A 22812-nucleotide genomic window follows, 5' to 3' on the forward strand; every position below is an offset into this window, starting at 1 on the left:
GCATCCACTTCGCTCGAAAACGCTGCGACGCATCACCACATATTGAGGACGAGGCGCGCCTCGTCCGACATCCGGTCCGGCGTCCAGGCCGGATCCCACACCAGATTGACGTTGACGACGCCGACGCCGGGAACGCTGGCGACCGCGTTCTCCACCATCTGCGGCAGCTCGCCGGCGGCCGGGCAGTTCGGCGTGGTCAGCGTCATCATGATGTCGACCGAGCGATCATCCTTGAGATCGACCTTGTAGATCAGGCCGAGTTCGTAGATGTCGGCCGGGATTTCCGGGTCGAACACCGTCTTCAGCGCCGCGACGATCTCGCCGCTCATGCGCTCGGTCTCTTCCGCCGGCAGTGCCGAGGTGGTTTCCATGGTGGCCGTCTTGACTTCGGCTGTATCGGTCATGCGAACAATTCCCGCGTCTTGATCAGCGCCTGCGCCAGATGGTCGACTTCTTCCCTGGTATTATACATCCCGAAGGATGCACGGCAGGTGGCCGTGACGTTGAACCGCTCTAAAAGCGGCATCACGCAATGCGTGCCGGCGCGCACCGCAATGCCCTGACGATCGATCACGGTCGCGACATCGTGGGGATGCGCGCCCTTCATTTCGAACGAGATCACCGGTCCCTTGTTGCGGGCGGTTCCGATCACCCGCAGCGAGTTGATCTCGCGCAGGCGCTCCTGCGCATAGGTGAGCAGTTCATGCTCATGCGCGGCGATGCGCTCCTTGCCGATCGAATTGACGTAGTCGATCGCAGCCCCCAGCCCGATGGCCTCGACGATCGGCGGCGTCCCGGCCTCGAACTTGTGCGGCGGATCGCCATAGGTGACCCAGTCCTTGGCCACCTCACGGATCATCTCGCCGCCGCCGTTGAACGGCCGCATCGCCACCAGATGCTCGTGCTTCGCATAGAGCGCGCCGATGCCGGTCGGTCCGTACACCTTGTGGCCGGTGAAGGCGTAGAAATCGCAATCGAGGTCCTGGACGTCGATCGGCAGGTGCACCGCACCTTGTGCGCCGTCGACCAGCACCGGGATGCCGCGGTCGTGCGCCAGCCGGATCACGTCCTTGACCGGAACCAGCGTGCCGAGCGCGTTCGACATCTGGGTGATCGCGACGATCTTGGTGCGCGGGGTCAGGAGCTTCTCGAACTCCTCGATCAGGAAGTTGCCCTCGTCGTCGACCGGTGCCCACTTGATCACGGCACCATGGCGCTCCCGGAGGAAATGCCAGGGCACGATGTTGGAGTGGTGCTCCATGATCGAGAGGACGATCTCGTCGCCCTCCTTGATGTTCACCCCGCCCCAGGACGACGCCACCAGGTTGATCGCCTCGGTGACGTTGCGGGTGAAGACGATCTCTTCATTGCGGCGGGCGTTGATGAACTGCGCGACCTTGCCGCGGGCGCCCTCATAGGCCTCCGTCGCGGCATTGGCGAGGTAATGCAGGCCGCGATGCACGTTGGCGTATTCGCTCTTGTAGGCCTCGGTCATGCGGTCGAGCACCGCATTCGGCTTCTGCGCCGAGGCCGCGTTGTCGAGATAGACCAGCGGCTTGCCGTAGATCTGCATGGCGAGCGCCGGGAAATCCTGCCGCACCAGTGCGACGTCGTAACTGCCGTTGGCGACCGCCTTGTGCATGCTCACGCCCTCGCCTGAAGCCAGCGCTGCGCGGTGGCAATTGCGACCTCGCGCAATGCGTCGCTGGCGATGGTCTCGATCGCCTCGCCGACGAAGGCCTGGATCAGGAGCGCCTGCGCTTCCTTCTCGGGCAGTCCGCGGGCGCGCATGTAGAACAGCAGGCTCTCGTCGAGCGCGCCGGTGGTCGCACCGTGACCGCAGGTGACGTCGTCGGCGAAGATCTCGAGCTCGGGCTTGTTGTCAGCCTCCGCGTCGTCGGACAGCAGCAGCGCACGGGTCATCATCTTGGCGTCGGTCTTCTGCGCGTCGGGGCGGACGATGATGCGGCCCTGGAACACCGAATGGGCGCGGTCGTCGACAACGGCGCGGAAGATCTCGCGGCTCGCGCAGTGCGGCACCGCGTGATCCACGAACAGCGTGGTGTCGGCGTGCTGCTTGCCGTTGATCAGATTGACGCCGTTGGTCTCGACCGTCGAGCCCTCGCCGGCGCAGGTCACCGTCAGCTGATAGCGGCTGACATGACCGCCCGAGGTCAGGCCGAAGGTATTGAAATGGGCATGCGCGCCGAGCGACACCGTCGCCGAGGAAATATTGAAGGCATCGACGCTGTCTTCGACCAGGCGCACGTGATCGAGCCGTGAATTGTCACCGATCGCAACAACCAGTCCGTCATGGGTCTGGTAGGCCTTGGCGCCGTCGGCGGCGAGACAGCTCTCCACCAGCGTCACGCCGGCATCGCGGCCGAGCCGGAGCAGCGACCGCGTGAACGTCGAGGCCGGCACAGTGCCGGATGCGACATGCACGATGTGCAGCGGCTGGGTCAGCACCGTGCCGTTGGCGACGTCGATGACGACCCCGTCGGTCGCCATCGCGCCATTCAGCGCGATCATGGGGTTGGCGACATCGGACGCGAGAGCCTGTGTCGCGACGATCTCGTCGCCGGCTTCCAGCGCGAGGCGCAGCGGATTGATCGAGAGCCCTTTCTCCAGATCTCGCCAATCGGAGAGATCAGGCGCGAACGCGCCGTCGACCAGCACCAGACGCCGGACGCCTTCGATCGCGCGGGCCTGTACGACGGCCCTGGCGCGGCTCAGCGCGGCATCATCCGGGGCCGCCGCGAGCGGCAGCACCTCGCGCATCAGCGCGCGCAGGTCGGTGTATTTCCAGTCCTCGATCCGGCGATGCGGCAGGCCTGATCGTTCATAAGCCTCGAACGCCTGGCGCCGCTGATCGGCGATCTTGCCCTCGCCCGGCAGACGGTCGCGCACCACGGCGAATGCGTCGCCCAGCGCGCGCCCGGTCTCGGTCTTTGCAACAACGTTCATCACAAAACCCGCGTTTGTCAGGCAGCGTCTTCGAACTGCGTGTAACCGGACTCTTCCAGCTCCAGCGCCAGCTCCTTGCCGCCGCTCTTCACCACCCGGCCCTTCGACATCACGTGCACGAAGTCGGGCACGATGTAGTTGAGCAGCCGCTGATAGTGGGTGATCACGACCATCGCGCGCTCCGGCGAGCGCAGCGCGTTGACGCCGTCGGCCGCGATCCGCAGCGCGTCGATGTCGAGGCCGGAATCCATTTCGTCGAGGATGCAGACGGCCGGCTCGAACAGCGCCATCTGCAGGATCTCGTTGCGTTTCTTTTCGCCGCCGGAGAAGCCGACATTGACGCCGCGCTTCAGCATGTCCTGCGGAATGTTCAGCGACTTGGCGACCTCGCGGACCTTCTTGAGGAAGGCCGGCGACGAGATCTCGTCCTCGCCGCGCGCCTTGCGCTGGGCGTTGAGCGCCGCGTGCAGGAAATTCCAGGTGGTGACGCCGGGAATCTCGACCGGATACTGGAACGCCAGGAACACACCCTTGGCGGCGCGCTCGTTCGGCTCCATCTCCAGGAGGTCCTCGCCCCTGAACAGGATCTGCCCGCCGGTGACTTCATAGCCCGGCTTGCCGGCGATGACGTGGGAGAGCGTCGACTTGCCGGAGCCGTTCGGCCCCATGATCGCGTGCACCTCGCCCGGGTTCACCGTGAGCGATAGCCCGTGGAGGATTTCACGCTCCTCGACACGAACCTGCAGATCTTTCACTTCAAGCAGAGACATATGATTTTTCCTGAGCGTCACCCCGAGGCGCGTCGGCCGCGCCGTTGGCGGGATGGATTAGCCAACCGAACCTTCAAGGCTGATCGAGATCAGCTTCTGCGCTTCCACCGCGAACTCCATCGGCAGTTGCTGCAGCACGTCCTTCACGAAGCCGTTGACGACGAGGCCGACGGCTTCTTCCTGCGAGAGCCCGCGCTGGATGCAGTAGAACAGCACGTCCTCGGAAATCTTCGACGTCGTCGCTTCATGCTCGAACGTCGCCGAGGAATTCTTGGCCTCGACATAGGGCACGGTGTGCGCGCCGCATTTGTCGCCGATCAGAAGCGAGTCGCAGGCGGTGTAGTTGCGCGCGCCGGTGGCCTTGCGGTGCGCGCTGACCAGGCCGCGATAGGTGTTCTGCGACTTGCCGGCGGCGATGCCCTTGGAGATGATCCGGCTCGACGTGTTCTTGCCGAGATGGATCATCTTGGTGCCGCTGTCGACCTGCTGGAAGCCGTTCGAGATCGCGATCGAGTAGAACTCGCCGCTCGAATTGTCGCCGCGCAGGATGCAGCTCGGATATTTCCAGGTGATCGCCGAACCGGTCTCGACCTGGGTCCAGGAGATCTTCGAATTGCGACCACGGCAGTCGCCACGCTTGGTGACGAAATTGTAGATGCCGCCCTTGCCTTCCGAATTGCCCGGATACCAGTTCTGCACCGTCGAATACTTGATCTCGGCATCGTCGAGCGTGACGAGCTCGACCACGGCGGCGTGCAGCTGGTTCTCGTCGCGCTGCGGCGCGGTGCAGCCCTCGAGATAGGAGACGTAGGAGCCCTTGTCGGCGATGATCAGCGTGCGCTCGAACTGGCCGGTGTTGCGCTCGTTGATGCGGAAATAGGTCGACAGCTCCATCGGGCAGCGCACGCCCGGCGGCACGTAGACGAACGAGCCGTCGGAGAACACAGCCGAATTCAATGTCGCGAAGTAGTTGTCCGAGGTCGGCACCACGGTGCCGAGATATTTCTGCACCAGCTCGGGATGCTCGCGGATCGCCTCCGAGATCGGCATGAAGATCACGCCGGCCGCCTTCAGCTCCTTCTGGAAGGTGGTCGCAACAGAAACCGAATCGAACACGGCGTCGACCGCGATCTTGCGGTTCGGCGTCTGCTCGCCACCGGGCGGCGGCTCGACGCCCTCGAGGATCGCGACCTCGCGCAAGGGGATACCGAGCTTCTCGTAGGTCTTGAGGATTTCCGGATCGATCTCGTCGATCGAGGACAGCGTTTTCTTCGGCTTCGGCGCCGCGTAGTAGTAGATGTCCTGGTAGTCGATCTTCGGATAGTCGACGCGCGCCCAGGTCGGCTCGGTCATGGTCAGCCAGCGGCGATACGCCTCCAGGCGCCATTCCAGCATCCAGGCCGGTTCGTTCTTCTTTGCGGAGATGAAGCGGACGGTGTCTTCCGACAGCCCCTTCGGGGCCTTGTCGGACTCGATCAGCGTCTCAAACCCATATCGATACTGGTCGACGTCGATGCGCCGGACGCGCTCGACCGTCTCTTGTACAGCAGGCATTCAATCCTCCGCTCGCGGTTTCAAGGACCGCGGTGGATCTCAAGTTCCGAAAATCTCTTACGATGCTTTGATGACGAAATCCGCTTAGAACAGTTCAAGCTGTGTTTCGTCGTCCCCCCTTAACTAAGGTATCGGCGAGCTTTCGCCAAGCCTTGAGGGTCAAATCCACGTCTGTCTCCGTGGTAGACCAGCCAAGACTAAGTCGCACCGCTCCTTGGGACACCTCCGAACGGTACCCCATTGCCTCCAGCACGTGGGACGGCTGGACCTTGCCCGAGGAGCAGGCGGAACCGGACGAGACCGCGATTTCCCCAAGGTCGAACCCGATGACCGCCGTCTCGGCCTTCATTCCGGGTGCCGTGAACAAGACGGTATTCGGCAACCGCTTGACGTCATCGGAGAACACCAGCACGTCCGGCGTCTGCCGCAGCCCGTGCTCGAGCCGGTCGCGCAGTCCCCTGACGCGGGCTGCATCGGCCTTCAGCGCCGCCATCGCGGCCTTGGCGGCCGCACCGAACCCGGCGATGCCGGCGATATTCTCGGTCCCTGCCCGCCGCCCGAGCTCCTGCCCGCCGCCGCGCAGAAACGCCTCAAGGCCCTCGACGCCCTCGGCGAGCACCAGCGCGCCTGCGCCCTTCGGTCCGCCGATCTTGTGCGCCGACAGCGTCACCAGGTCGGCCTGCGTCGAGGCCAGATCGAACGGGATCTTGCCGAACGCCTGGATCGCATCGACATGCAGCAGCCCGCCGGCCGCATGGACGATTTCGGCGACGTCAGCCACCGGCTGAATGGCACCGGTCTCGTTGTTCGCCAGCATCACCGAGACCAGAGCCGGCGGACCATCGGCCAGCAGTGCGCGCAGATGGTTGAGATCGATCACACCGGCCCGCGTGACATGGATTGCGGAGGTCGCCTCCGTCGCAAACCGACCGCCCGCGAGCACGGACGCGTGCTCGATCGCCGACACCAGGAGCCGCTGCACCGGCGCGCCCGCAGCGCGGCGCAATCCCGGCGTCAGTGCGAGCGCATTGGCTTCGGTCCCGCCGGAGAGAAACACCACGTCCTGCGGCCGGCCGCCGACCGCCTTCGCCACGGCATTGCGGGCATCCTCAAGCAGCCGTCGCGCCCGCCGTCCCTCGCTGTGCACCGAGGACGGGTTGCCGATCAATTCCCACGCCGCAGCCATCGCCGCCTTCGCCTCCTGGCGAAGCGGCGTGGTGGCATTCCAGTCGAGATAGACGCGATCGGCCATGGAGCTATCCGCGGCAACCACCGTGGTTGCGGCCTTCACTGCGAGATAACGACAGTTGACGACCGAGACCAGATCAGATGTCACCGGCACGGGAGATTTTTCACGCGCGGCGGGAGCCTTGCTGCCGCGAGACACGGCGTTCGCGATCCCCTGAGCGCGATAGCATTATGACAGACTGAAACTTCAGGTAGCCTTCGAGGCGATCCGGCGTGTCGATCCGGATCGCCGCCGACGCACTGGCTGCGCGCGCGTTCGCACGCGGATTCGCGACCGCCAAGCGGCACAATTTCCTTGATTTTTGCCCCTTGCGTCATGCTAGAAGGCCTCCAGCGTGCCGCGCGGCGGTGCCTGCGCCGATTTCATCACGAGCTGCTCTGTTCGCGAACCGTCGCTGAAGATGGCTCCAACCGGTTGATTGATCGACGTCAATCAAGGGAACGCGGCAATCAAGGGAACACAATGCCTGAAGTCATTTTCACCGGCCCTGCTGGCCGCCTCGAGGGCCGCTACCACCCGGCCAAGCAGAAGAACGCGCCGATTGCGATGATCCTGCATCCGCATCCGCAGTTCCACGGCACGATGAACCACCAGATCGTCTATCAGTGCTACTACGCGTTCGCGCATCGCGGCTTCTCGGTGCTGCGCTTCAACTTCCGTGGCGTCGGTCGCAGCCAGGGCTCGTTCGATCACGGCACCGGCGAATTGTCCGATGCCGCCAGTGCGCTGGACTGGGCGCAGGCGATCAATCCGGAGGCGCGCGCCTGCTGGGTTGCGGGCTTCTCGTTCGGCGCTTGGATCGGCATGCAGCTTCTGATGCGCCGGCCGGAGGTCGAGGGATTCATCTCGATCGCGCCGCCCGCCAATCTCTACGACTTCTCGTTCCTCGCGCCCTGCCCGTCGTCGGGCCTGATCGTGCACGGCGACAAGGATGCCGTGGTGCCGCCCAAGGACGTCAACACGCTCGTCGAGAAGCTGAAGACGCAAAAGGGCATCGTGATCGACCAGCAGGTCATCCCCGGCGCCAACCACTTCTTCGACGGCAAGCTCGAGCCGCTGATGGAGACGGTGACCGGCTATCTCGACATGCGTCTCGCCAACGTGCGCTGACGCGATCTTGTAGCCCGGATGGAGCGAAGCGAAATCCGGGATCACGGACTCCGTGGTTGGACCTGCCCCGGATTGCGCTTCGCTCCATCCGGGCTACGGATTCCACGTAGCCCGCATGAGCGAAGCGACATGCGGGGCGCGGCCGACAAGAACCCGGATATCGCTGCGCTCATCCGGGCTACGGTCCCTACTTTCATTCCGGCGCCAGCTTCAGCGCCGCAATCCCGACCAGCACCAGCGCAATCCCCGCGACCTTCATCGGGTTCAAGGCCTCGTTGAACAGCAGCACGCCCATGGCCAGCGTGCCGGCCGCGCCGATGCCGGTCCACACCGTGTAGGCGACGCCGACGCCGAGCACCTGTAGCGCGCGTCCGAGCAGGAACACGAACGCGGCGAGCAGCAGCAGCGAGACCAGCGTCCAGCCGAGCCGCGTATAGCCTTCGGCATATTTCATCGAAATCGCCCAGCCGACGTCCAGCAGGCCGGCGACGACGAGCGCGATCCAGGCAACCGAATGAGACATGGCTTACGCGGCAAGCTTCAGCATATGCGCGCGGTGGCCGACCAGGAACGCATGCAGCAGCGCCGGATAGTCAGGCGACACCGCACTGCGTACGCTCGGCCGCTGTGCCAGCGCGCTGCGCCAGGCGCGAAGTTTTGGCGTGTGCGTGAACACAGCGAGATCGGTCAGCTGGTCGAACAGATCGAAATAGCGGAAGATCGGCGCGAACACCGCATCCACCAGACTGAAATTCTGGTCGGCGAAGAACGGACCGGCGCCGAGCGCAGCCTCGACGCGCGCGAATTTCGCCGCGACCGCCTGCCGCTTGCTCTCGAATGCAGCGGCATCGGTTGCGGTCTCGAGCCCCCAGAGATCGCCGAGAATGGCCGAGCCGAACTCCATCCAGGCGCGATGCTCGGCACGCGCGAGCGGATCTTGCGGATGCAGCTTCGCGCCGCCTTGCGTCTCCTCGATGTACTCGCAGATCACGTTGCTCTCGAACAGCGCGACCTCCTTGCCGTCGTCGCGCGTCACCACCAGCACCGGCACCTTGCCGAGCGGCGAGATCTTCAAAAACCAGTCCGGCTTGCTGGCGAGATCGATGTCGATCCGCTCGAACGGCACGCCCTTCTCACGCAGCGCGATCACCGCGCGTTGCACATAGGGACAGAGCTTGTGGCTGATCAGTTTCAGGGCGGCCATGACGAACCTCGGGTTCAATGCAACTGCATCGAATTAAATGCAACAGCATGGAACTGTCAAGGTAGATGCATTTGCATCTAAATCACGGTCGCGCGATAATGCCGCCGGTCATCGGGATCGGCACCCCCGTGGTGGCGGGGTAGCTCAGCGGCAGGCCCTTCATGCCGCGCGCGGCAAGGAAGCCGAACGCCTGCGCCTCGATCGCGTCCGCCGCCCAGCCGAGCGCCTCGGCCGGCTCGACGGTCGCCGGCGCCAGGCGCTCGCGCAGCATCCGCAGCATCGTGAGGTTGGAGGCGCCGCCGCCGCAGATGATCCAGCTTTTCGGCCGTTTCGGCAGCAGCGGCACGACGCGGGCGATGGCCGCGGCAGTGAAGGCGGTCAGCGTCGCGGCGCCATCGGCCGGCGCCACGGCGCCGAGCTTGAGGCTGGCGAAGTCGTTGCGGTCGAGCGATTTCGGCGGCAGCAGCGCAAAGAACGGCAGCTTCAGAGCCTGTGCGATCCAGGCCTCGTCGGGCCTGCCCAGCGCGGCGAACTTGCCGGCGGTGTCGAACGGCTGGTGCATCTGACGGAACATGAAGTCATCCAGCAGCGCATTGCCCGGCCCGGTGTCGCAGGCGATCAGCGTGTCCGTGCCGTCGATATAGGTGATGTTGGAGACGCCGCCGATATTGACCACGACGATCGGCCCCTCGCGGTTCAGCGATTGCACCAGCGCGCGGTGGTAGACCGGCACGAACGGCGCGCCCTGCCCGCCGGCCTCGACGTCGGCGGCGCGGAAATCGTGCATCACCGGAATGTGGATCACCTTGGCGAGCGCCAGGGCATCGCCGATCTGCACCGTCAGCCTGCGCTCAGGGCGATGCAGCACGGTCTGGCCATGGAACCCGACGATGTCGATGTCCTGGGCCGAGATCCGGTGCTGTGTCGTGAAGCTGGCGACCGCCTCGGCATGGGCCGTGGTGACGGCCTGCTCGGCCTGCCGCAAAATCCCCGGCCGGGCGTCGCGCCGCGACAGATGGACCGCCTCCGTCAGCGCCTGGCGCAGCAGGCTGCGCTCGCCTTCGGTATAAGGCCGATAGCCCGAGGGGCCGAAGGCCTTGATCTGGCGGCCGTCGGTCTCGATCAATGCCACGTCGACCCCGTCGAGCGAGGTACCGCTCATCAGACCGAGTGCCGTTAACATCATGCTGGAAGCGCCCCAGCCGGGAACCCCCGGCTTGTCTCAAACAAGTACATCCTATAATGCCACTGCGCGTCCGCCTGCGGCAGCCTCAAGCATCAAGGTTCCGCAAATAGATGCAAAAACCGTAAAACAAGAATGATCTGGCTCGCCGACAAATGACTGCATTTAAATCGGATTTCCTGAACACTTTACAGGAACGCGGCTTCGTCCACCAGTGCTCCGATTTCGAGGGCCTCGACGCGCTTGCCGCGAAGGGCCAGGCGACCGCCTATGTCGGCTATGACTGCACCGCGCCGTCGCTGCACATCGGCAACTTCCTCACCATGATGATGCTGTACTGGCTGCAGCAGAGCGGCAACAAGCCGATCACGCTGATGGGCGGCGGGCACCACGATGGTCGGCGACCCCTCCGGCAAGGACGAGACGCGCGCAATGCGCACGGTTGCGGAGATCGAAGCCAACAAGGCCTCGATCCGCGGCGTGTTCGCCAAGGTGCTGCGCTATGGCAACGGGCCTTCCGACGCCATCATGCTCGACAATGCCGAGTGGCTGACCAAATTGAACTGGATCGAGATGCTGCGCGACATCGGCCGGCACTTCTCGGTCAACCGCATGCTGACCATGGACTCGGTGCGGCTCCGGCTCGAGCGCGAGCAGGAGATGAGCTTCATCGAGTTCAACTACATGGTCTGCCAGGCCTACGACTTCGTCGAGCTGTCGCGCCGCGCCGGCTGCCGGCTGCAGATGGGCGGCTCCGACCAGTGGGGCAATATCGTCAACGGCGTCGATCTCGGCCGCCGCATGGGCACGCCGCAACTGTTCGCGCTGACCACGCCGCTGCTCACCACCGCCTCCGGCGACAAGATGGGCAAGACCGCCAAGGGCGCGGTGTGGCTCAACGCCGACCAGTTCTCGCCCTACGATTTCTGGCAGTACTGGCGCAATGTCGAGGACGCCGACGTCGTCAAGTTCCTCAAGCTGTTCACCATCCTGCCGATGAGCGAGATCAGCAAGCTTGCGGCGCTGGCCGGCGGCGAGATCAACGAGGCCAAGAAGGTGCTGGCGACCGAGGCGACCGCCCTGCTCCATGGCCGCGATGCAGCGAACGAAGCCGCCGAGACCGCGCGCCGCACCTTCGAGGAAGGTGCGCTGGCCGAAACCTTGCCGACGGTGGAAATTCCGCGCGGCGAATTTGAAGCCGGCGTCGGCGTGCTGGTCGCCTTCGTCAAGGCCGAGCTCGTCGCTTCCAACGGCGAAGCGCGCCGGCAGATCAAGGGCGGCGGCCTGCGCGTCAACGATGCAGCCGTGACCGATGAGAAGATGCTGCTGACTTCGGCCAATCTCACGCCGGAAGGCGTGGTGAAACTGTCGCTCGGCAAGAAGCGCCACGTCCTGCTGAAGCCTGCATAGGCGCATTCGCATTTGTCGGTTGTCGGGAGCGCGGAAAGCGCGCTCCCATCTTTCCGATGGACCAGACCACGCCTCCGAACGACACGCTTGCAACGCCGGCGAAGCAGTCCCGCGTCGCGCTGAACGTGCTCGCGCTCTGCTTCGTGCTGTCGGTGCTTGGGCGCGGCCTTAGCGACAGCTTCACCGTTTTCCTGAAACCGATCTCGGAAAATTTCGGCTGGGACCGCGCCTCTGTGGTGTCGGTCTACTCGCTGACCTGGCTCGCCAGCGGCCTGACCGCGCCACTGGTCGGACGCCTGTTCGACCGCTCGGGTCCGCGCGTGGTCTATGCGCTCGGCCTGTCGCTGCTCGGTTGCGCCTTCCTCGTCGCCTCGCGCGCGCAAGCGCTCTGGCAATTCCAGCTCAGCGTCGGCCTCTGCGTCGGTTTCGGCACCGCGCTGATCGGCAACGTGTCGAATTCGATCCTGCTCGGCCGCTGGTTCGGACCACGCCTGCCGACCGCGATGGCCGTGATGTATTCGGCGACCGGCGCCGGCCTGTTGCTGCTGTTGCCGCTGTCGCAGGTTCTGATCGACCGGATCGGCTGGCGCGAGGCCTATCAGGTGTTCGGCATCGGCGCGCTTTGCCTGCTTGTTCCGCTGGTCTTTCTGCCGTGGCAGCTGCTCGCCGGCGGATCGCCGCATATCGTCCGGAAGGCGGAAAGCAGCTTGGCCGACGACGGCTGGACACTGCTCAGCGCGATGCGCCACCACGCCTTCTGGGCGCTGTTCTCCACCTTCTTCTTCACCGCGATCGCGATGTATGCGCTGACCGCGCAGATCGTCGCCTATCTGATCGATGTCGGCTTCCCGCCGCTGCAGGCGGCAACCGCCTGGGGCTTCTCCGGCGTCGCGCTGTTCGTCGGCATGCTGGGCGTGTCCACCCTCGACGGCATCATCGGCCGCCGGCCCTCGGTCTTGTTCAGCTACGGCGTCTCGATCCTCGGCATCATTCTGCTCTGGCTGTTGCAGTGGTATCCGAACTACTGGCTGCTGACCGGCTTCATCATCTGCTTCGGAAGCATGATCGGCTCGCGCGGCCCGCTGATCACCGCGACCGCGCTGAAGATCTTCCGCGGCGAGCGGGTCGGCACGATCTACGGGACGATCATGATCGGCAGCGGCCTCGGCTCCGGCCTTGGCTCATGGGGCGGCGGCCTGATCCACGACTGGACCCACAGCTACAATCCGTTGATCGCCTTCGCGCTGGTCAATGTGGTGCTCGGCCTGATCCCGTTCCTGGTGGTGCCGGCGCTGCGACGGTGAGTTCGGACGCGTCCGCTTGCCCCTGCGGAGGCGATGTGGAATCCGACATGAACGCATGCCGGCCTTGGACCCAACACCTTGGGCCGATAGGCGGCATTCGCGAAATGAAACAGGCCGCCAACAGCAGCGGCCCTAGTCGATGGCTCCAATTCCTTGATTGCGAGAACCGGCTCGAACGGTCTTTTAAGACCCGGAAGTCGATCCTCTGGTCCGGTACTGCTAGCCGCAGCGACGAACTCTCCGGACCGATCCGTCGTCACGCTCGATCGTGACGGTGCGGCATCCGCGATATCCGCGATCATACCCGTAGGCGCGATAAGCGGGTCGATCGTAGTCTCGGTAGTAACGGGGCTCCGGGCCCACTCTCACGCCGCCGAGCGGAGTATCAACGGCAACCTGAGCTGACGCGGGTGCAATGGAGATCGGCGTGGCCATAGCGAAACCGGCGACCGCCAGTACACCAGCCAATAACAGGGCTCTCATGAGAGTTCCTCCTGAGTTTGTTGAATTGCTCTCCAACATCCCAGACAGGGCAAGGTTCCTGCGCGAACGTCATCCGGACGGCGGGCCGCTCGGACTTGGTCGCAGCCTCGGATGAATGCGGACAGGAACCCGCCGCCGCGCGTCAGCGCGCGATCTCAACCGACCTTGAAAGCAGGCGTCGACGAGCGAGCGTTCTAGTTGTTCGTCGTCGGCAGATCGTTCGGGCCGTACTGCTTGAACTCGAAGATCTTGCGCGTCAGGCCGGGCGCCAGCGCGGAGATCGGATTGACGCGCAGCACCGGCGCGCTCGGCGTGCCCACCACTTCGTAGGTCACGCCGATCAGGCCTTCATTGCTGCCGGCGCCGAGGAAAATCCCGAAGAACGGGATCTGGCCGAACATGTTGTTCAACCCGTACATCGGAATGAAGGTGCCGTTCATCCGCACCTGGTTTCCGATATAGTCGATGCTGCCTTCGATGGTCGCGCCGATGGTCGGTCCTTTGACCACACCATTGCGGATCGAAAGCTGGCCGCTCTGGCGCGTGAATTCGGCGCGCAGCGCGTCGAACCCGATGCCGTTCTGGGTGCTGACCGGCCCGCCGGCAACGGCGCGATCGAGTTGGGTTTCGCCCTTCACCGAGAATCCGGTGATATTGATGAGCCCCTCCCTGGGGCTCGGCTCGGGGATCGGCGGCTCCATCGCGAGCGTAAGCTGGCCGCCGACCACCTTCGAATAAGTGTCGATGAAGCGCAGGAACGCACCGGCGTCGCTGGTCTGCAGATAGATCACCTCGCGGCCCTGCTGGCGTCCGCGCATATCGACCGTGACGGGGGTGTCGCGGCCGACCTTGCCGCTCAGCGTGAACGCCTTGAAGAACCCGTTGCGGCGCGAGACCTTGGCGTCGACGCTGCGCAGCGCTTCGCCGTTGAATCCTGCGACCGCGCCGAGTTTCAGATCAACATCGAAATCGGTGGTCCTGGTCTTGCTCTTGGGATCGTTATCGCGGCCGGAGATCGCCGACTTCAGGAAGCCGCGACCGTCGAACACGTCGCCGCGCATCGTCACCTTGATCACGCCGTCGGGACCGCGATCGGCCCGCAGCGAGGTCTTGTCGCCTTCCGACGGCGCGTAGGTCGGGAAGTACGCATTCATGAGATCGCCGTTCTGGTCGACCTCGAGCGCCCCCTTGATCGACACGCCGGCGCCGTCGATCGAGATATCCTCGAACCTGGTCGATTGCCCCTTCGGCACCACGTTGAAGGTCGCCTTGCCGGCCCGGCCCTGCGCCTTGACCCAACCCGGCAGGATGTTGTCGAGCTTGAGCTGGGTCAGGTCGGCCTCGACGCCCATCTTGGTGGTGGGATTGTCGCCGCTGCCGATCTTGCCGCTCAGCTTGATCGGGATCGCGCCCGAGACCGCGGGACCGAGATCAAGCCCGAGGCGCGCGCGGCTCGCATCGTCCAGAGTCGCCTGCAACTTGACGTCGGCATCGCCCTCGGCTGGCTTGCGGTAGTCGAGCGAGGCCGCCTGCCCGTTGATCTTGACATCGCCCTTGACCTGGAAGCCGGTATTGCTGGCGATCACCTTCAGCGCGTTGGCTTCGAGCTTCTGGTTCATCACCAGCTTGTCGACGGCAACGCCGGAGATGTCGGCGGTGACCGAGTAGAGCGTATCGGCCTTGGTCAGCTCGCCCTTCACGGGCATGCCGAGATTGATCGTCGCGGTGACGTTGCCCTTGCTGGCGTTGGGATCGATCGGCGGACCGGAGAGATCGCTGAGCCGGTCGGAGGCGAGGATTTCGGCGGCGGCCGGCACCGGACAGTCGACCCGGAACTTGACCTTCGACGGTGACGGCTTCGGCGCCATGTCCGGCACCTCGAAGGTGAAGTCCGACAGCGTGATCTTGCGGCCCGCCGGCGTGTCGGCAATGCCCTGGTTGATGGTCACGGTCGCGGTGCGGCCGGTCACCCTGGCCTTCAGATCCGCGTCATGCACCGCGGGCATCTGGTCCACCGGACGCACCGTGACACCCGAGGCGACAATGTTGACCGAGAGGCCGTCATCCGGGATCGGCGGTCCCTTGCGCGACAGGTTGTGTACCGGCGAATTGACGCCGACATCGATACGCTGGAGCGTGCCGCGGTCGATCCGCTCGAGCACCCATTCGCGCACCTCGGGCACGATGATGACCGGCCACATCCGTTTCAGGGCCGAGGCCGACATCGGCGTGCCGGCGAATCCGAGCTGCAGCCGCGGCTCGCCGGAATAGTCGATGCTGCCGGTTCCGGCGACGCCGATCTCGCCATTGGAGATGTCGGCCTGGGTCAGCAGCACGCGCTTCTTGTCGGTGTCGAACCGGAAGCCGATGTTGATGCGATTGAAGATCAACGGCGGTTCGTTCTTGTCGGCGCCGGCCAGCACGATGGTGCCGCCCGACAGGCCGGCCTGCCAGTCGGTGACGTTGTCGTTCGGCGGCTCGAGATGGCCGAGCAGCGTGATGCGGTTGGCGCCCGAGATGATCTTGATCGGCGCCAGCAGCACGCGCCGCCCCGAATCCCATTCCACGCTCATCTCGGCGGAATCGATCGGCATCGGGTAGTCGGGCGTGTCGGTGTCGATGATGTTGCCGGCGCCGACATTGATCTTGCCGCGGAAGTAGGTCGGCAGGCCGTCGCGGCCGAGTTCGCCCTTCATCTCGCCCGACAGCGGCAGGTCGGCGGTGTAGGTCAGATCCTTGGTCCGGAGCGCGAGCAGGATGTTCCGGGTGGAAACCTTGTCGGCCTTGATGTCGACCGAGCGCACGCCATTCTGCTGCGGTCCGACCAGCACGCGCACCGACCAGGGTTTTGCGCCTTCCTCGCCGAAGCTGAGCGCAACGCCGCCGCCGCTCGGGCGCCGCAGGCTGAGGCTGATGTTCTCAAAGCTCCATTTGTTGCCGCGCTGCTGATCGTCGACGACGAGATTGCCGTTCTTCAGGCCGATCTCGTTGAGGTTCTGCCCGTCGAGGCCGGTCATGCTGAGGCTGTCGAGCCAGTCGAGACCGGCGAGCAGCCCGCTCTGGGCCGAATCGGGCGACGCCGAGGGCTCGGCGGCAGCTGGCGGCGAAGCAACCGGCGGCGGCGGGGCTGCGGGTGTCGGACGCGGGAATGTCGGCGGCATCCCCGCCTCCCGCTTGGAGGCAACGCCGGTGGCCAGCGGTTTTGCGGTGTCGCCGGCGGACACGGTAACATTGCCGTCCGGCGTGATGCGCACCGACAGTTCAGCATCGACCAGATTGAGGCTCTCCGCCCGCAACTGGCCCATCAAGAGCGCGGTTCCCGACAGGCGCACTTCGGCCTTGGGCGCGCTCGCAACCACCGCATGGTCGCGGTCGCGGACGATGATGTCGCGGATGCGCACCGCGATCCTGACGCGGCCGGCGCGCTCGATCTGCGTTCCGCCGACCTCGACCGTGTTGCCGTGGCCGATGTTCTCCTCGATCGCCGCGGCGAGCCACGGCGTCGCCATGTCGAGATTGATCGGGCCGGCGCCGAGCCGCCACCACAGCCCGCCGAAGCAGGTCGCGAACATCGCGACCAGCACCACGAGGACCAGTCCGATGCGACGGATCCAGCGCTCGCCGTTCAGCCAGCGCTGCATGCCGGAGCAGAAATCAGTGAAGCGATGCAGGTTGGTGTGGGAACGCGCCAGCAACTGCCGCGCACGGTTGCCCGCCGCCTCATCCTGCTCGTCCCACGCAGCGTCGTCCTCCCATTGCGAGAGGTCAGCCCCGGCGCGCGGATTTGGACCCTGCGGCGACGTGTTCCTTGCCATTGCCTCTCGGTGCTGACGGCGAAGCTGATCGCCGCCATCGGGGCGCCCGTCGATTCGTATCGAGCGCTCCTGTGCCGGCATCGCCGCCTATCCTCGCCTAATCATGTTACTCGCCGATGGCCCCCAGAGCGGACCAAACCAACCAATCAAAAGCCAATTCAGCAAGCGGACGGGTCACGCGTCGAATTCCTTGTCACCTTACTCCGTGGCCATCAAACTTGCCCAGCGGCCGGTGCGAATCCGGCCGCCGCCAATAAGACCGCAATACCCCAATGGTTGAGCTTCGGAAAGCGACGAAAGGAAGGCGTATGTCCAAGAAAACGCGCAAGAAATCCTCCAACACAACCGGGAAGCGGGTCGCAACAAAGGTTGCGCGCGCCGCAAGCGCAAGCACTGGGAAGTCCGCGACGAAAACCCGCACAGCGGTTGCGAAGAAGGCAGCGGCCAAGAAAACAACTAAGAAAACGACCAAGGCGACCGCAGCGGGTGTTCAAAGCAAAGCCTCGCACAAGGCGGCATCGAAACCGTTAAAGCGAGAGCCGGCCGCTACCGTGACCCGTTCGTCCGCCGTCACACTTGTCGAGGGCGCCACTGCACCGGCCTTCAACCTGCCGCGCGACGGCGGGGACAGCGTTTCGCTGAAGGATTTTGCCGGCAAGAAGCTGGTGCTGTTCTTCTACCCCCGCGCCGACACCCCCGGCTGCACCAGGGAGGCGATCGATTTCACCCGGCTCAAAAGCGAGTTCGTAGCGGCAGGGACCGAAGTGGTCGGCATTTCCGCCGACACGGTTAAGGCGCAGGAGTCATTTCGAAACAAACACCAGCTGTCGGTGCCGCTGGTCTCCGATCCGGCCCACCAGATGCTGGAGGCCTATGGCGCCTGGGGCGAAAAATCCATGTATGGCAGGACCTTCATGGGAATTATTCGCACGACGGTTCTGGTCGATTCCGGTGGAAAAATTGCCCGGATCTGGCGTCATGTGAAGGTCGACGGCCACGCCGAAGCGGTATTGGAGGCTGCCCAGGCGCTCTGATCGGGCGGGTTCCGTTTCCTGAAAATTAACCATGACGGGCTCAAATCGGCCCCGCAAATTAGCCGTACGGAGCTTGGTCCGACCGGCCGCGGGAGTACCGATGTCGAGCCGGTCCGGTCACCACAAACACCATCATCCGCAGGACCATGGCCGGACGCCGATACGCCGTCCGGCAGCCCATCACCCCGCACCTGCCGCCGCGGTGGTGGCGGCCTCCGGCGAGGGCTATACCCTGGTCCATGCCGGCAAGCAGGTCCGGTTCGGGCCGGTGGTGTTCTGGATCATCGTCGGCACCGTGGTGCTGCTCGGCATGTGGTCGGCGGCGACCGCGACCTATTTCGCGTTCCGCGACGACGTGCTGACCCGGCTGATCGCGCGCCAGGCCGAGATGCAATACGCCTATGAGGACCGCATCTCGGAGCTGCGCGCCAAGGTCGACCGCACCACCAGCCGCCAGCTGCTCGACCAGGAGCAGTTCGACCAGAAGCTCGACCAGATCATGAAGCGGCAGTCGACGCTGGAATCGCGCGCCACCGCGCTCGGCGCGATGCCTGACGTCACGAGCACCGGATCGATCAAGCCGCAGGGCCGCGCCGAGGCGGCGCCGTCCTCAGGCACGCCGAAACCCTCCCCGATCAGCGACACCGTGATCTTCGTGGCGCCGCCGGATCGCGAGGCGCGGCTGGAATCGCGCGCGCCGCTGATCGCCAAGACGCAGCCGAACCAGTTCGCCAAGGCCCAGGGCGTCGACAACGTGCTGGTCCGCCTGCAAACCTCGCTTGACCAGGTCGAGCGGCGCCAGGTTGCCGCGCTCGCCTCGGTCGAGGACAGCATCGATTCCAAGGTGCGCCGGATGCGCGGCGTCATCTCCGATCTCGGCCTCAACATGGCGCAGCTCGAGGCGGCGACGCCGCGCTCCGGCATGGGCGGGCCCTTTGTCCCTGTGAAACTCTCTGCCGACGCCGGCGCGTTCGAACGCCAGCTCTATCGCATCAACATCAACCGGGCACAGATGCAGCGACTGAACCAGACGCTGGCGCTGGTGCCTTACCGCAAGCCCGTGGTCGGTGAAGTCGAATTCACCAGCGGCTTCGGCGTGCGCTCCGATCCCTTCCTCGGCCGGCCGGCAATGCACACCGGCCTCGACTTTCGCGCCGCGCAAGGCGATCCGGTGCGTGTCACCGCCAACGGCAAGGTGGTGTCGGCGGGCTGGGCCGGCGGCTATGGCCGCATGGTCGAGGTCGATCACGGCAACGGGCTCTCCACCCGCTACGGCCATCTCTCCGAGATCGGCGTCAAGGTCGGTGAATACGTCAAGATCGGCCAGGTGATCGGCGCCGTTGGCTCGACCGGCCGCTCCACCGGTCCGCATCTGCACTATGAAACCCGCATCGACGGCGAAGCGGTCGATCCGCAGAAATTCCTCCGCGCCGGCGTTCGGCTCAGCGCCGGCTAGCTCAATCTCACGACGATCGATCTGAACATCGGCGCAAGCGGTCTCGCTTGCGCCGATCTTGTTTGTGGTTTCAGCGGCGGCCGCCGCCGCCCATGCCACCGGGCGGTCCGCCACCGCCGAATCCGCCGCCGGGCCCGAACGGACCACCACCGCCGCCAGGACCGAACGGTCCGCCGGGCGGGCCGAAGCCACCGGGACCGGGGCCGGTCGGTCCACCACTCAGGGGATCAGGCGCAGGCCCGCCGCCTGGCGGGCTGCCGCCCGGCATGCCGGACGGCGCCCCACCGCCGCCACCAGGCGCGCCGCGGCCGCCCGGGCCGCCCGGTCCCGATCCATGACCCGGCCCGGATCCGCCGGGGCCGCGGCCCGGCGTGCCCGGGCTCTTCACCGACGAGCCCGGGAACTTGCCGACCGACTGCACCGATTCGACGCGCAGCTCGCGCGGGCCCGACAGCTGCGCGTTGACGACGACGCGCGTATCGGCCGCCGGCGAAAACCGCGAATGGTCGCGCGCGACAAAGCCGGAGCCGAGCTGCAGGTCGTTGCCGACCCGCCGCACATAGGCCTCGATCAACAGCCGGTTCGCGCCGGCGAGATCGGAGAAGTCGTCGGCCCGACTGCGCGACACCTGCATCACGCCCTGCGCGACGTGTCCCTCGGCCTGCACGCGCTGACCGACCAGCGCCGCATCGACGCCGGCGAGCTTGAGCTCGCCGATCCGCAAGACGCCGGCACGGTCGCGCTCGAGCGGCCCTGCGACACGCGCCGCGGCGTCATGGCGCTCCTGCACCAGACTTGCGACGACGATGCCGTCGGTACGGCGCAGCCCGAACACGGCGACATGCGCGCCCACTTTCAGCCAGCTCTCGCGTCCGGTCCAGGCGACCGTCTGGCCGAGCACCGTCAGCCCGCCCGGCTTCATTTGCTCGACCGGCCCGGTCACCTCGCTGGTCACATCGATGCGTTTGGTCGACAGCGTGCCGCCGGCATCGCGCTGCGCCACCACGCGCGCGAGCTGTCCGATCCGCAGCGCCTTGGCGCTCGCCGCCTCGCCGTCGATTCTGACCGGCACCTCGGGTGCGTAGGCGACGCGCTCGCCATTGACATAGATCGAGCCGAACCGCTGGATCACCCCGACGATGCCGGTGCCACCGATGCCCTGATCGGAACCGGTGATGCCGGTGCCGCCGATGCCTTGGTCGTTGCCGCGCTTCTTGACCTGCGCGCCCGCGAGCGACGTTCCGGCAAGCCAGAACGCTGCCAGCAGCGCGCGGCGCGAAATGACCGGCGGGCGCTTCACGCTGCACCGCCTTCGTCGGCATCGTCATCGACCGGACCATCCGGCCCCTCGCGGTAGATGTAGATGCCGAAATTCCAGCGATAGTCGCCGCCCTTGTCTTTTGCGAGCGCGCGGTTGGCCTCGCGGTTGGCAACCTTGAGCGCCTCCATCGCCAGCTCGCGCGAGCGGCCCTCGAGCCGTTTCGCCAGCTTCGCCGACAGGCCGTCGTAATGCACCGCGCGTTCGAGGAAGCGCGGCGCGGCCGACGACACGTTCATCTCGGCGGCCGCCACGTGATCATGCAGGTTGCGGCCGAGATAGTGCCATTTGCGGTCGTCGTCGCCATGCGGCACGAAGGCCTCCTCGACCAGCATGATCTCGTCGTCGTCATTGATGGTGACGAGCTTGCGGTCGAGCCATTCGTCCAGCACGGCGCGCGGCCGCACATCCTTGGTGATCGATTCGACCAGCGTCTCGAACGACGGCGCGCCTCCGTCCGCGGTGCGCGGCAGCGGCAGCGGATCGCCCTTGGCATCGGTGAACTCGGGCCCGGCCAGCCAGCGCGCGATGATCGCGCTGGTGCGCGACAGCGTCGCCGGCACCGCATTGACCGGCGCGCCGGCGCCGCGCAGCCGCGCCACCTCCTTGCGGTGGATGCCGGTCAGCAGGCTGACGCGGCTGTCGGTCTGCTCTTTGCCCTCGAGCGCGAAGTCGTGCTCGGCGACGTTGACATAGAGCTCGCGCAGCAGCTGGGTCAGCGCCGGAAACGTCATGCCGCCGCGGATGCAGAGCCGCACCAGCGGACGCAGCATCCGCGCCAGCGGCGCATGCAGCTTCGCTGCGGCGATCGGCGCAGACGATCCCACCTTCGACTTCGGGCCCTTGGCATTCATGCCTAACTTTTAGCCGTCCGCGCCGTGGGACACAATCCCACCTCACTTGACGTGTGACATTTTCCCACTTATGGGAAACAAAATCACCTCCGGACACAGCTCGCGCGCTCGCCAGCGGGTGTCACGGAGTCCGGCACTGCCGCCATCGCCACGGACCGCTCCATGACGTTTGCCCGATTCGACCTTGCGATCGCGGAAGCCTGCCGGATCGCCCAGGTTCCCTTTGAGGAGTTCGTGTCGACGGTGATGGCGGGCGGCTATCCCTGTCTGCCGGGCGTTGCGCCCGGATCGCCGCGCCGCTTCGACGAAACCGACCTGCTCGCGCTCTACATCTACGGCCGCCTGCTCGCCTTCGGCTTCGGCGGTCTGCGCGCCGGCGAATATGCCTGCCGCGCGCATGCCGGCCTCCGCGCCGAGCCACGCGCGCAATCGATCTCGATTGCGCTGACCTCCGACGGCGGCAAGCGCGTCGTGATCGAGCAGGATCTGCAGCGCCCGGCAGCGGCAATGCTGCCTGAGCGGATTCATTTCGACATCGCCGCGATCAGGCGCCAGTTGCAGCCGATCGAACGCAGCACCGCCGAGCCGGCCTGACGCTCCGCTAGAGCACGCATCTGACGATGCGTTCCGACCTCTCCCCGCACGCGGGGCGAGGTGAAGCGGAGGCCGTTGCTCGATCCACAAGTAGGCTCATGGCGCTTTAGATACGCCCGCATTCGCTCGCCCGCGCCGTCGCGGCGCGATCGCACCGTCATGCGTTCCGCCGCCGTCCGCAAAAAGTTGTCCACCGCCATACGTGGGACATAATCCCACATTTTAGTCCGCCCGCCATTGACGTGTGAAATTTTCCCACGTATCCAGAATTCATCCAAAAGGGAATCCGACCCAATGTCTCTTCGTTCGTCCCGCGAATCCTGTTCATTTCAGGAACCCGGTCGGTTCGCCGCCACCGCACTCCGTTTCACGCCGCAGGCGCCATTCTGTTTCACGCCGCAGGCGCCTTGCGGCCCGATCGAGCCGGTGTTTCCGGCGCTGCTGCGCTCGCTGGTGTTCGCCGCCGCGCTGGCGCTGCCGTTCATCGTCGCCCTGTTCGTCGCATGA

At 65.6% G+C, this 22812-nt stretch carries 18 protein-coding genes and 1 pseudogene; 7 read left to right on the top strand and 12 right to left on the bottom strand.

Features of this window, described 5'->3' with window-relative positions; genetic code table 11:
* Positions 1 to 32: 32 nt before the first annotated feature.
* From ACVIYL_RS33600 to ACVIYL_RS33625, 6 genes are all read right to left on the bottom strand, one after another.
* Positions 33 to 404: an SUF system Fe-S cluster assembly protein gene (locus ACVIYL_RS33600; protein ID WP_016845787.1), complete on the bottom strand. Its 372-nt coding sequence runs from the start codon at positions 402 to 404 to the stop codon at positions 33 to 35.
* The gene (locus tag ACVIYL_RS33605) at positions 401 to 1648 is read right to left on the bottom strand and encodes a cysteine desulfurase (RefSeq protein ID WP_253608770.1); all 1248 of its coding nucleotides are present in this window, start codon (positions 1646 to 1648) and stop codon (positions 401 to 403) included. Before ACVIYL_RS33605 ends, ACVIYL_RS33600 begins: the two co-directional genes overlap by 4 nt.
* Positions 1645 to 2967 (bottom strand): Fe-S cluster assembly protein SufD, encoded by a 1323-nt coding sequence (gene sufD / locus ACVIYL_RS33610; RefSeq protein ID WP_253608771.1) that lies wholly within the window; start codon positions 2965 to 2967, stop codon positions 1645 to 1647. Before sufD ends, ACVIYL_RS33605 begins: the two co-directional genes overlap by 4 nt.
* Positions 2968 to 2984: 17 nt before the next feature.
* The gene (gene sufC, locus ACVIYL_RS33615) at positions 2985 to 3737 is read right to left on the bottom strand and encodes a Fe-S cluster assembly ATPase SufC (RefSeq protein WP_028342146.1); all 753 of its coding nucleotides are present in this window, start codon (positions 3735 to 3737) and stop codon (positions 2985 to 2987) included.
* Positions 3738 to 3794: 57 nt separating this feature from the next.
* Entirely contained in the window at positions 3795 to 5291 is a 1497-nt protein-coding gene (sufB, locus tag ACVIYL_RS33620; protein ID WP_038380064.1) for a Fe-S cluster assembly protein SufB, read from the bottom strand.
* A gap of 94 nt (positions 5292 to 5385) precedes the next feature.
* Entirely contained in the window at positions 5386 to 6543 is a 1158-nt protein-coding gene (locus tag ACVIYL_RS33625) for a cysteine desulfurase family protein (protein WP_253610020.1), read from the bottom strand.
* A 459-nt stretch (positions 6544 to 7002) separates the two neighbouring features.
* On the opposite strand from ACVIYL_RS33625, the gene ACVIYL_RS33630 reads away from it, so the two are divergent.
* Positions 7003 to 7650, top strand: a complete 648-nt coding sequence (locus tag ACVIYL_RS33630) for an alpha/beta hydrolase (protein WP_016843213.1) — start codon at positions 7003 to 7005, stop codon at positions 7648 to 7650.
* Positions 7651 to 7843: 193 nt separating this feature from the next.
* Here the strand turns inward: ACVIYL_RS33630 and ACVIYL_RS33635 are convergent, their stop codons facing one another.
* The 3 genes from ACVIYL_RS33635 to ACVIYL_RS33645 all read right to left on the bottom strand — a co-directional run bounded on the left by ACVIYL_RS33635 (position 7844) and on the right by ACVIYL_RS33645 (position 10040).
* On the bottom strand, positions 7844 to 8173 hold the full coding sequence (locus tag ACVIYL_RS33635) for a DMT family transporter (RefSeq protein ID WP_028332217.1): 330 nt from the start codon (positions 8171 to 8173) through the stop codon (positions 7844 to 7846).
* Between the two features lie 3 nt (positions 8174 to 8176).
* On the bottom strand, positions 8177 to 8854 hold the full coding sequence (locus ACVIYL_RS33640) for a glutathione S-transferase family protein (RefSeq protein ID WP_253608775.1): 678 nt from the start codon (positions 8852 to 8854) through the stop codon (positions 8177 to 8179).
* An 82-nt stretch (positions 8855 to 8936) separates the two neighbouring features.
* A complete protein-coding gene (locus tag ACVIYL_RS33645; RefSeq protein WP_253608777.1) occupies positions 8937 to 10040 on the bottom strand; it encodes an anhydro-N-acetylmuramic acid kinase in 1104 nt (367 codons plus the stop codon).
* Between the two features lie 152 nt (positions 10041 to 10192).
* On the opposite strand from ACVIYL_RS33645, the pseudogene tyrS reads away from it, so the two are divergent.
* Positions 10193 to 11447 (top strand): annotated as a pseudogene (gene tyrS, locus ACVIYL_RS33650) (tyrosine--tRNA ligase).
* 56 nt (positions 11448 to 11503) lie between these two features.
* The gene (locus ACVIYL_RS33655) at positions 11504 to 12751 is read left to right on the top strand and encodes an MFS transporter (RefSeq protein WP_253608781.1); all 1248 of its coding nucleotides are present in this window, start codon (positions 11504 to 11506) and stop codon (positions 12749 to 12751) included.
* Positions 12752 to 13428: 677 nt separating this feature from the next.
* On the opposite strand, the gene ACVIYL_RS33660 is transcribed toward ACVIYL_RS33655, so the two are convergent.
* Positions 13429 to 17130, bottom strand: a complete 3702-nt coding sequence (locus ACVIYL_RS33660) for a hypothetical protein (protein ID WP_456780622.1) — start codon at positions 17128 to 17130, stop codon at positions 13429 to 13431.
* Between the two features lie 227 nt (positions 17131 to 17357).
* On the opposite strand from ACVIYL_RS33660, the gene ACVIYL_RS33665 reads away from it, so the two are divergent.
* Together ACVIYL_RS33665 and ACVIYL_RS33670 are read left to right on the top strand one after the other, a co-directional pair.
* Positions 17358 to 18083 (top strand): peroxiredoxin, encoded by a 726-nt coding sequence (locus ACVIYL_RS33665; protein WP_456780623.1) that lies wholly within the window; start codon positions 17358 to 17360, stop codon positions 18081 to 18083.
* 100 nt (positions 18084 to 18183) lie between these two features.
* Entirely contained in the window at positions 18184 to 19539 is a 1356-nt protein-coding gene (locus tag ACVIYL_RS33670) for a peptidoglycan DD-metalloendopeptidase family protein (protein WP_456780624.1), read from the top strand.
* Positions 19540 to 19609: 70 nt separating this feature from the next.
* Here ACVIYL_RS33670 and ACVIYL_RS33675 read toward each other — a convergent pair whose 3' ends face one another.
* Positions 19610 to 20839, bottom strand: coding sequence for a DUF5666 domain-containing protein (locus ACVIYL_RS33675; protein ID WP_456780625.1), 1230 nt, complete (start codon positions 20837 to 20839; stop codon positions 19610 to 19612).
* Positions 20836 to 21711: a DUF6502 family protein gene (locus ACVIYL_RS33680; RefSeq protein WP_253608790.1), complete on the bottom strand. Its 876-nt coding sequence runs from the start codon at positions 21709 to 21711 to the stop codon at positions 20836 to 20838. The genes ACVIYL_RS33675 and ACVIYL_RS33680 overlap by 4 nt, the downstream gene beginning before the upstream one ends.
* A 162-nt stretch (positions 21712 to 21873) precedes the next feature.
* Between ACVIYL_RS33680 and ACVIYL_RS33685 the strand changes: the two genes are divergently transcribed.
* Both ACVIYL_RS33685 and ACVIYL_RS33690 read left to right on the top strand, forming a co-directional pair.
* Positions 21874 to 22305 carry a hypothetical protein gene (locus tag ACVIYL_RS33685; protein WP_456780626.1) on the top strand — a complete coding sequence of 144 codons (432 nt, stop codon included), beginning with the start codon at positions 21874 to 21876 and terminating at the stop codon, positions 22303 to 22305.
* A 294-nt stretch (positions 22306 to 22599) separates the two neighbouring features.
* A complete protein-coding gene (locus ACVIYL_RS33690) occupies positions 22600 to 22812 on the top strand; it encodes a hypothetical protein (protein WP_253608793.1) in 213 nt (70 codons plus the stop codon).

The sequence above is a fragment of the Bradyrhizobium sp. USDA 3315 genome, from assembly GCF_054056795.1.

Coding starts and splice junctions, on each gene's coding strand:
- ACVIYL_RS33690 (WP_253608793.1), top strand. CDS start 22,600: ATGTCTCTTCGTTCGTCCCGCGAATCCTGTTCATTTCAGGAACCCGGT.
- sufC (WP_028342146.1), bottom strand. CDS start 3,737: ATGTCTCTGCTTGAAGTGAAAGATCTGCAGGTTCGTGTCGAGGAGCGT.
- ACVIYL_RS33680 (WP_253608790.1), bottom strand. CDS start 21,711: ATGAATGCCAAGGGCCCGAAGTCGAAGGTGGGATCGTCTGCGCCGATC.
- ACVIYL_RS33635 (WP_028332217.1), bottom strand. CDS start 8,173: ATGTCTCATTCGGTTGCCTGGATCGCGCTCGTCGTCGCCGGCCTGCTG.
- ACVIYL_RS33640 (WP_253608775.1), bottom strand. CDS start 8,854: ATGGCCGCCCTGAAACTGATCAGCCACAAGCTCTGTCCCTATGTGCAA.
- ACVIYL_RS33600 (WP_016845787.1), bottom strand. CDS start 404: ATGACCGATACAGCCGAAGTCAAGACGGCCACCATGGAAACCACCTCG.
- sufB (WP_038380064.1), bottom strand. CDS start 5,291: ATGCCTGCTGTACAAGAGACGGTCGAGCGCGTCCGGCGCATCGACGTC.
- ACVIYL_RS33660 (WP_456780622.1), bottom strand. CDS start 17,130: ATGCCGGCACAGGAGCGCTCGATACGAATCGACGGGCGCCCCGATGGC.
- ACVIYL_RS33685 (WP_456780626.1), top strand. CDS start 21,874: ATGACGTTTGCCCGATTCGACCTTGCGATCGCGGAAGCCTGCCGGATC.
- ACVIYL_RS33670 (WP_456780624.1), top strand. CDS start 18,184: ATGTCGAGCCGGTCCGGTCACCACAAACACCATCATCCGCAGGACCAT.
- ACVIYL_RS33625 (WP_253610020.1), bottom strand. CDS start 6,543: ATGGCCGATCGCGTCTATCTCGACTGGAATGCCACCACGCCGCTTCGC.
- ACVIYL_RS33655 (WP_253608781.1), top strand. CDS start 11,504: ATGGACCAGACCACGCCTCCGAACGACACGCTTGCAACGCCGGCGAAG.
- sufD (WP_253608771.1), bottom strand. CDS start 2,967: ATGAACGTTGTTGCAAAGACCGAGACCGGGCGCGCGCTGGGCGACGCA.
- ACVIYL_RS33665 (WP_456780623.1), top strand. CDS start 17,358: ATGTCCAAGAAAACGCGCAAGAAATCCTCCAACACAACCGGGAAGCGG.
- ACVIYL_RS33630 (WP_016843213.1), top strand. CDS start 7,003: ATGCCTGAAGTCATTTTCACCGGCCCTGCTGGCCGCCTCGAGGGCCGC.
- ACVIYL_RS33645 (WP_253608777.1), bottom strand. CDS start 10,040: ATGATGTTAACGGCACTCGGTCTGATGAGCGGTACCTCGCTCGACGGG.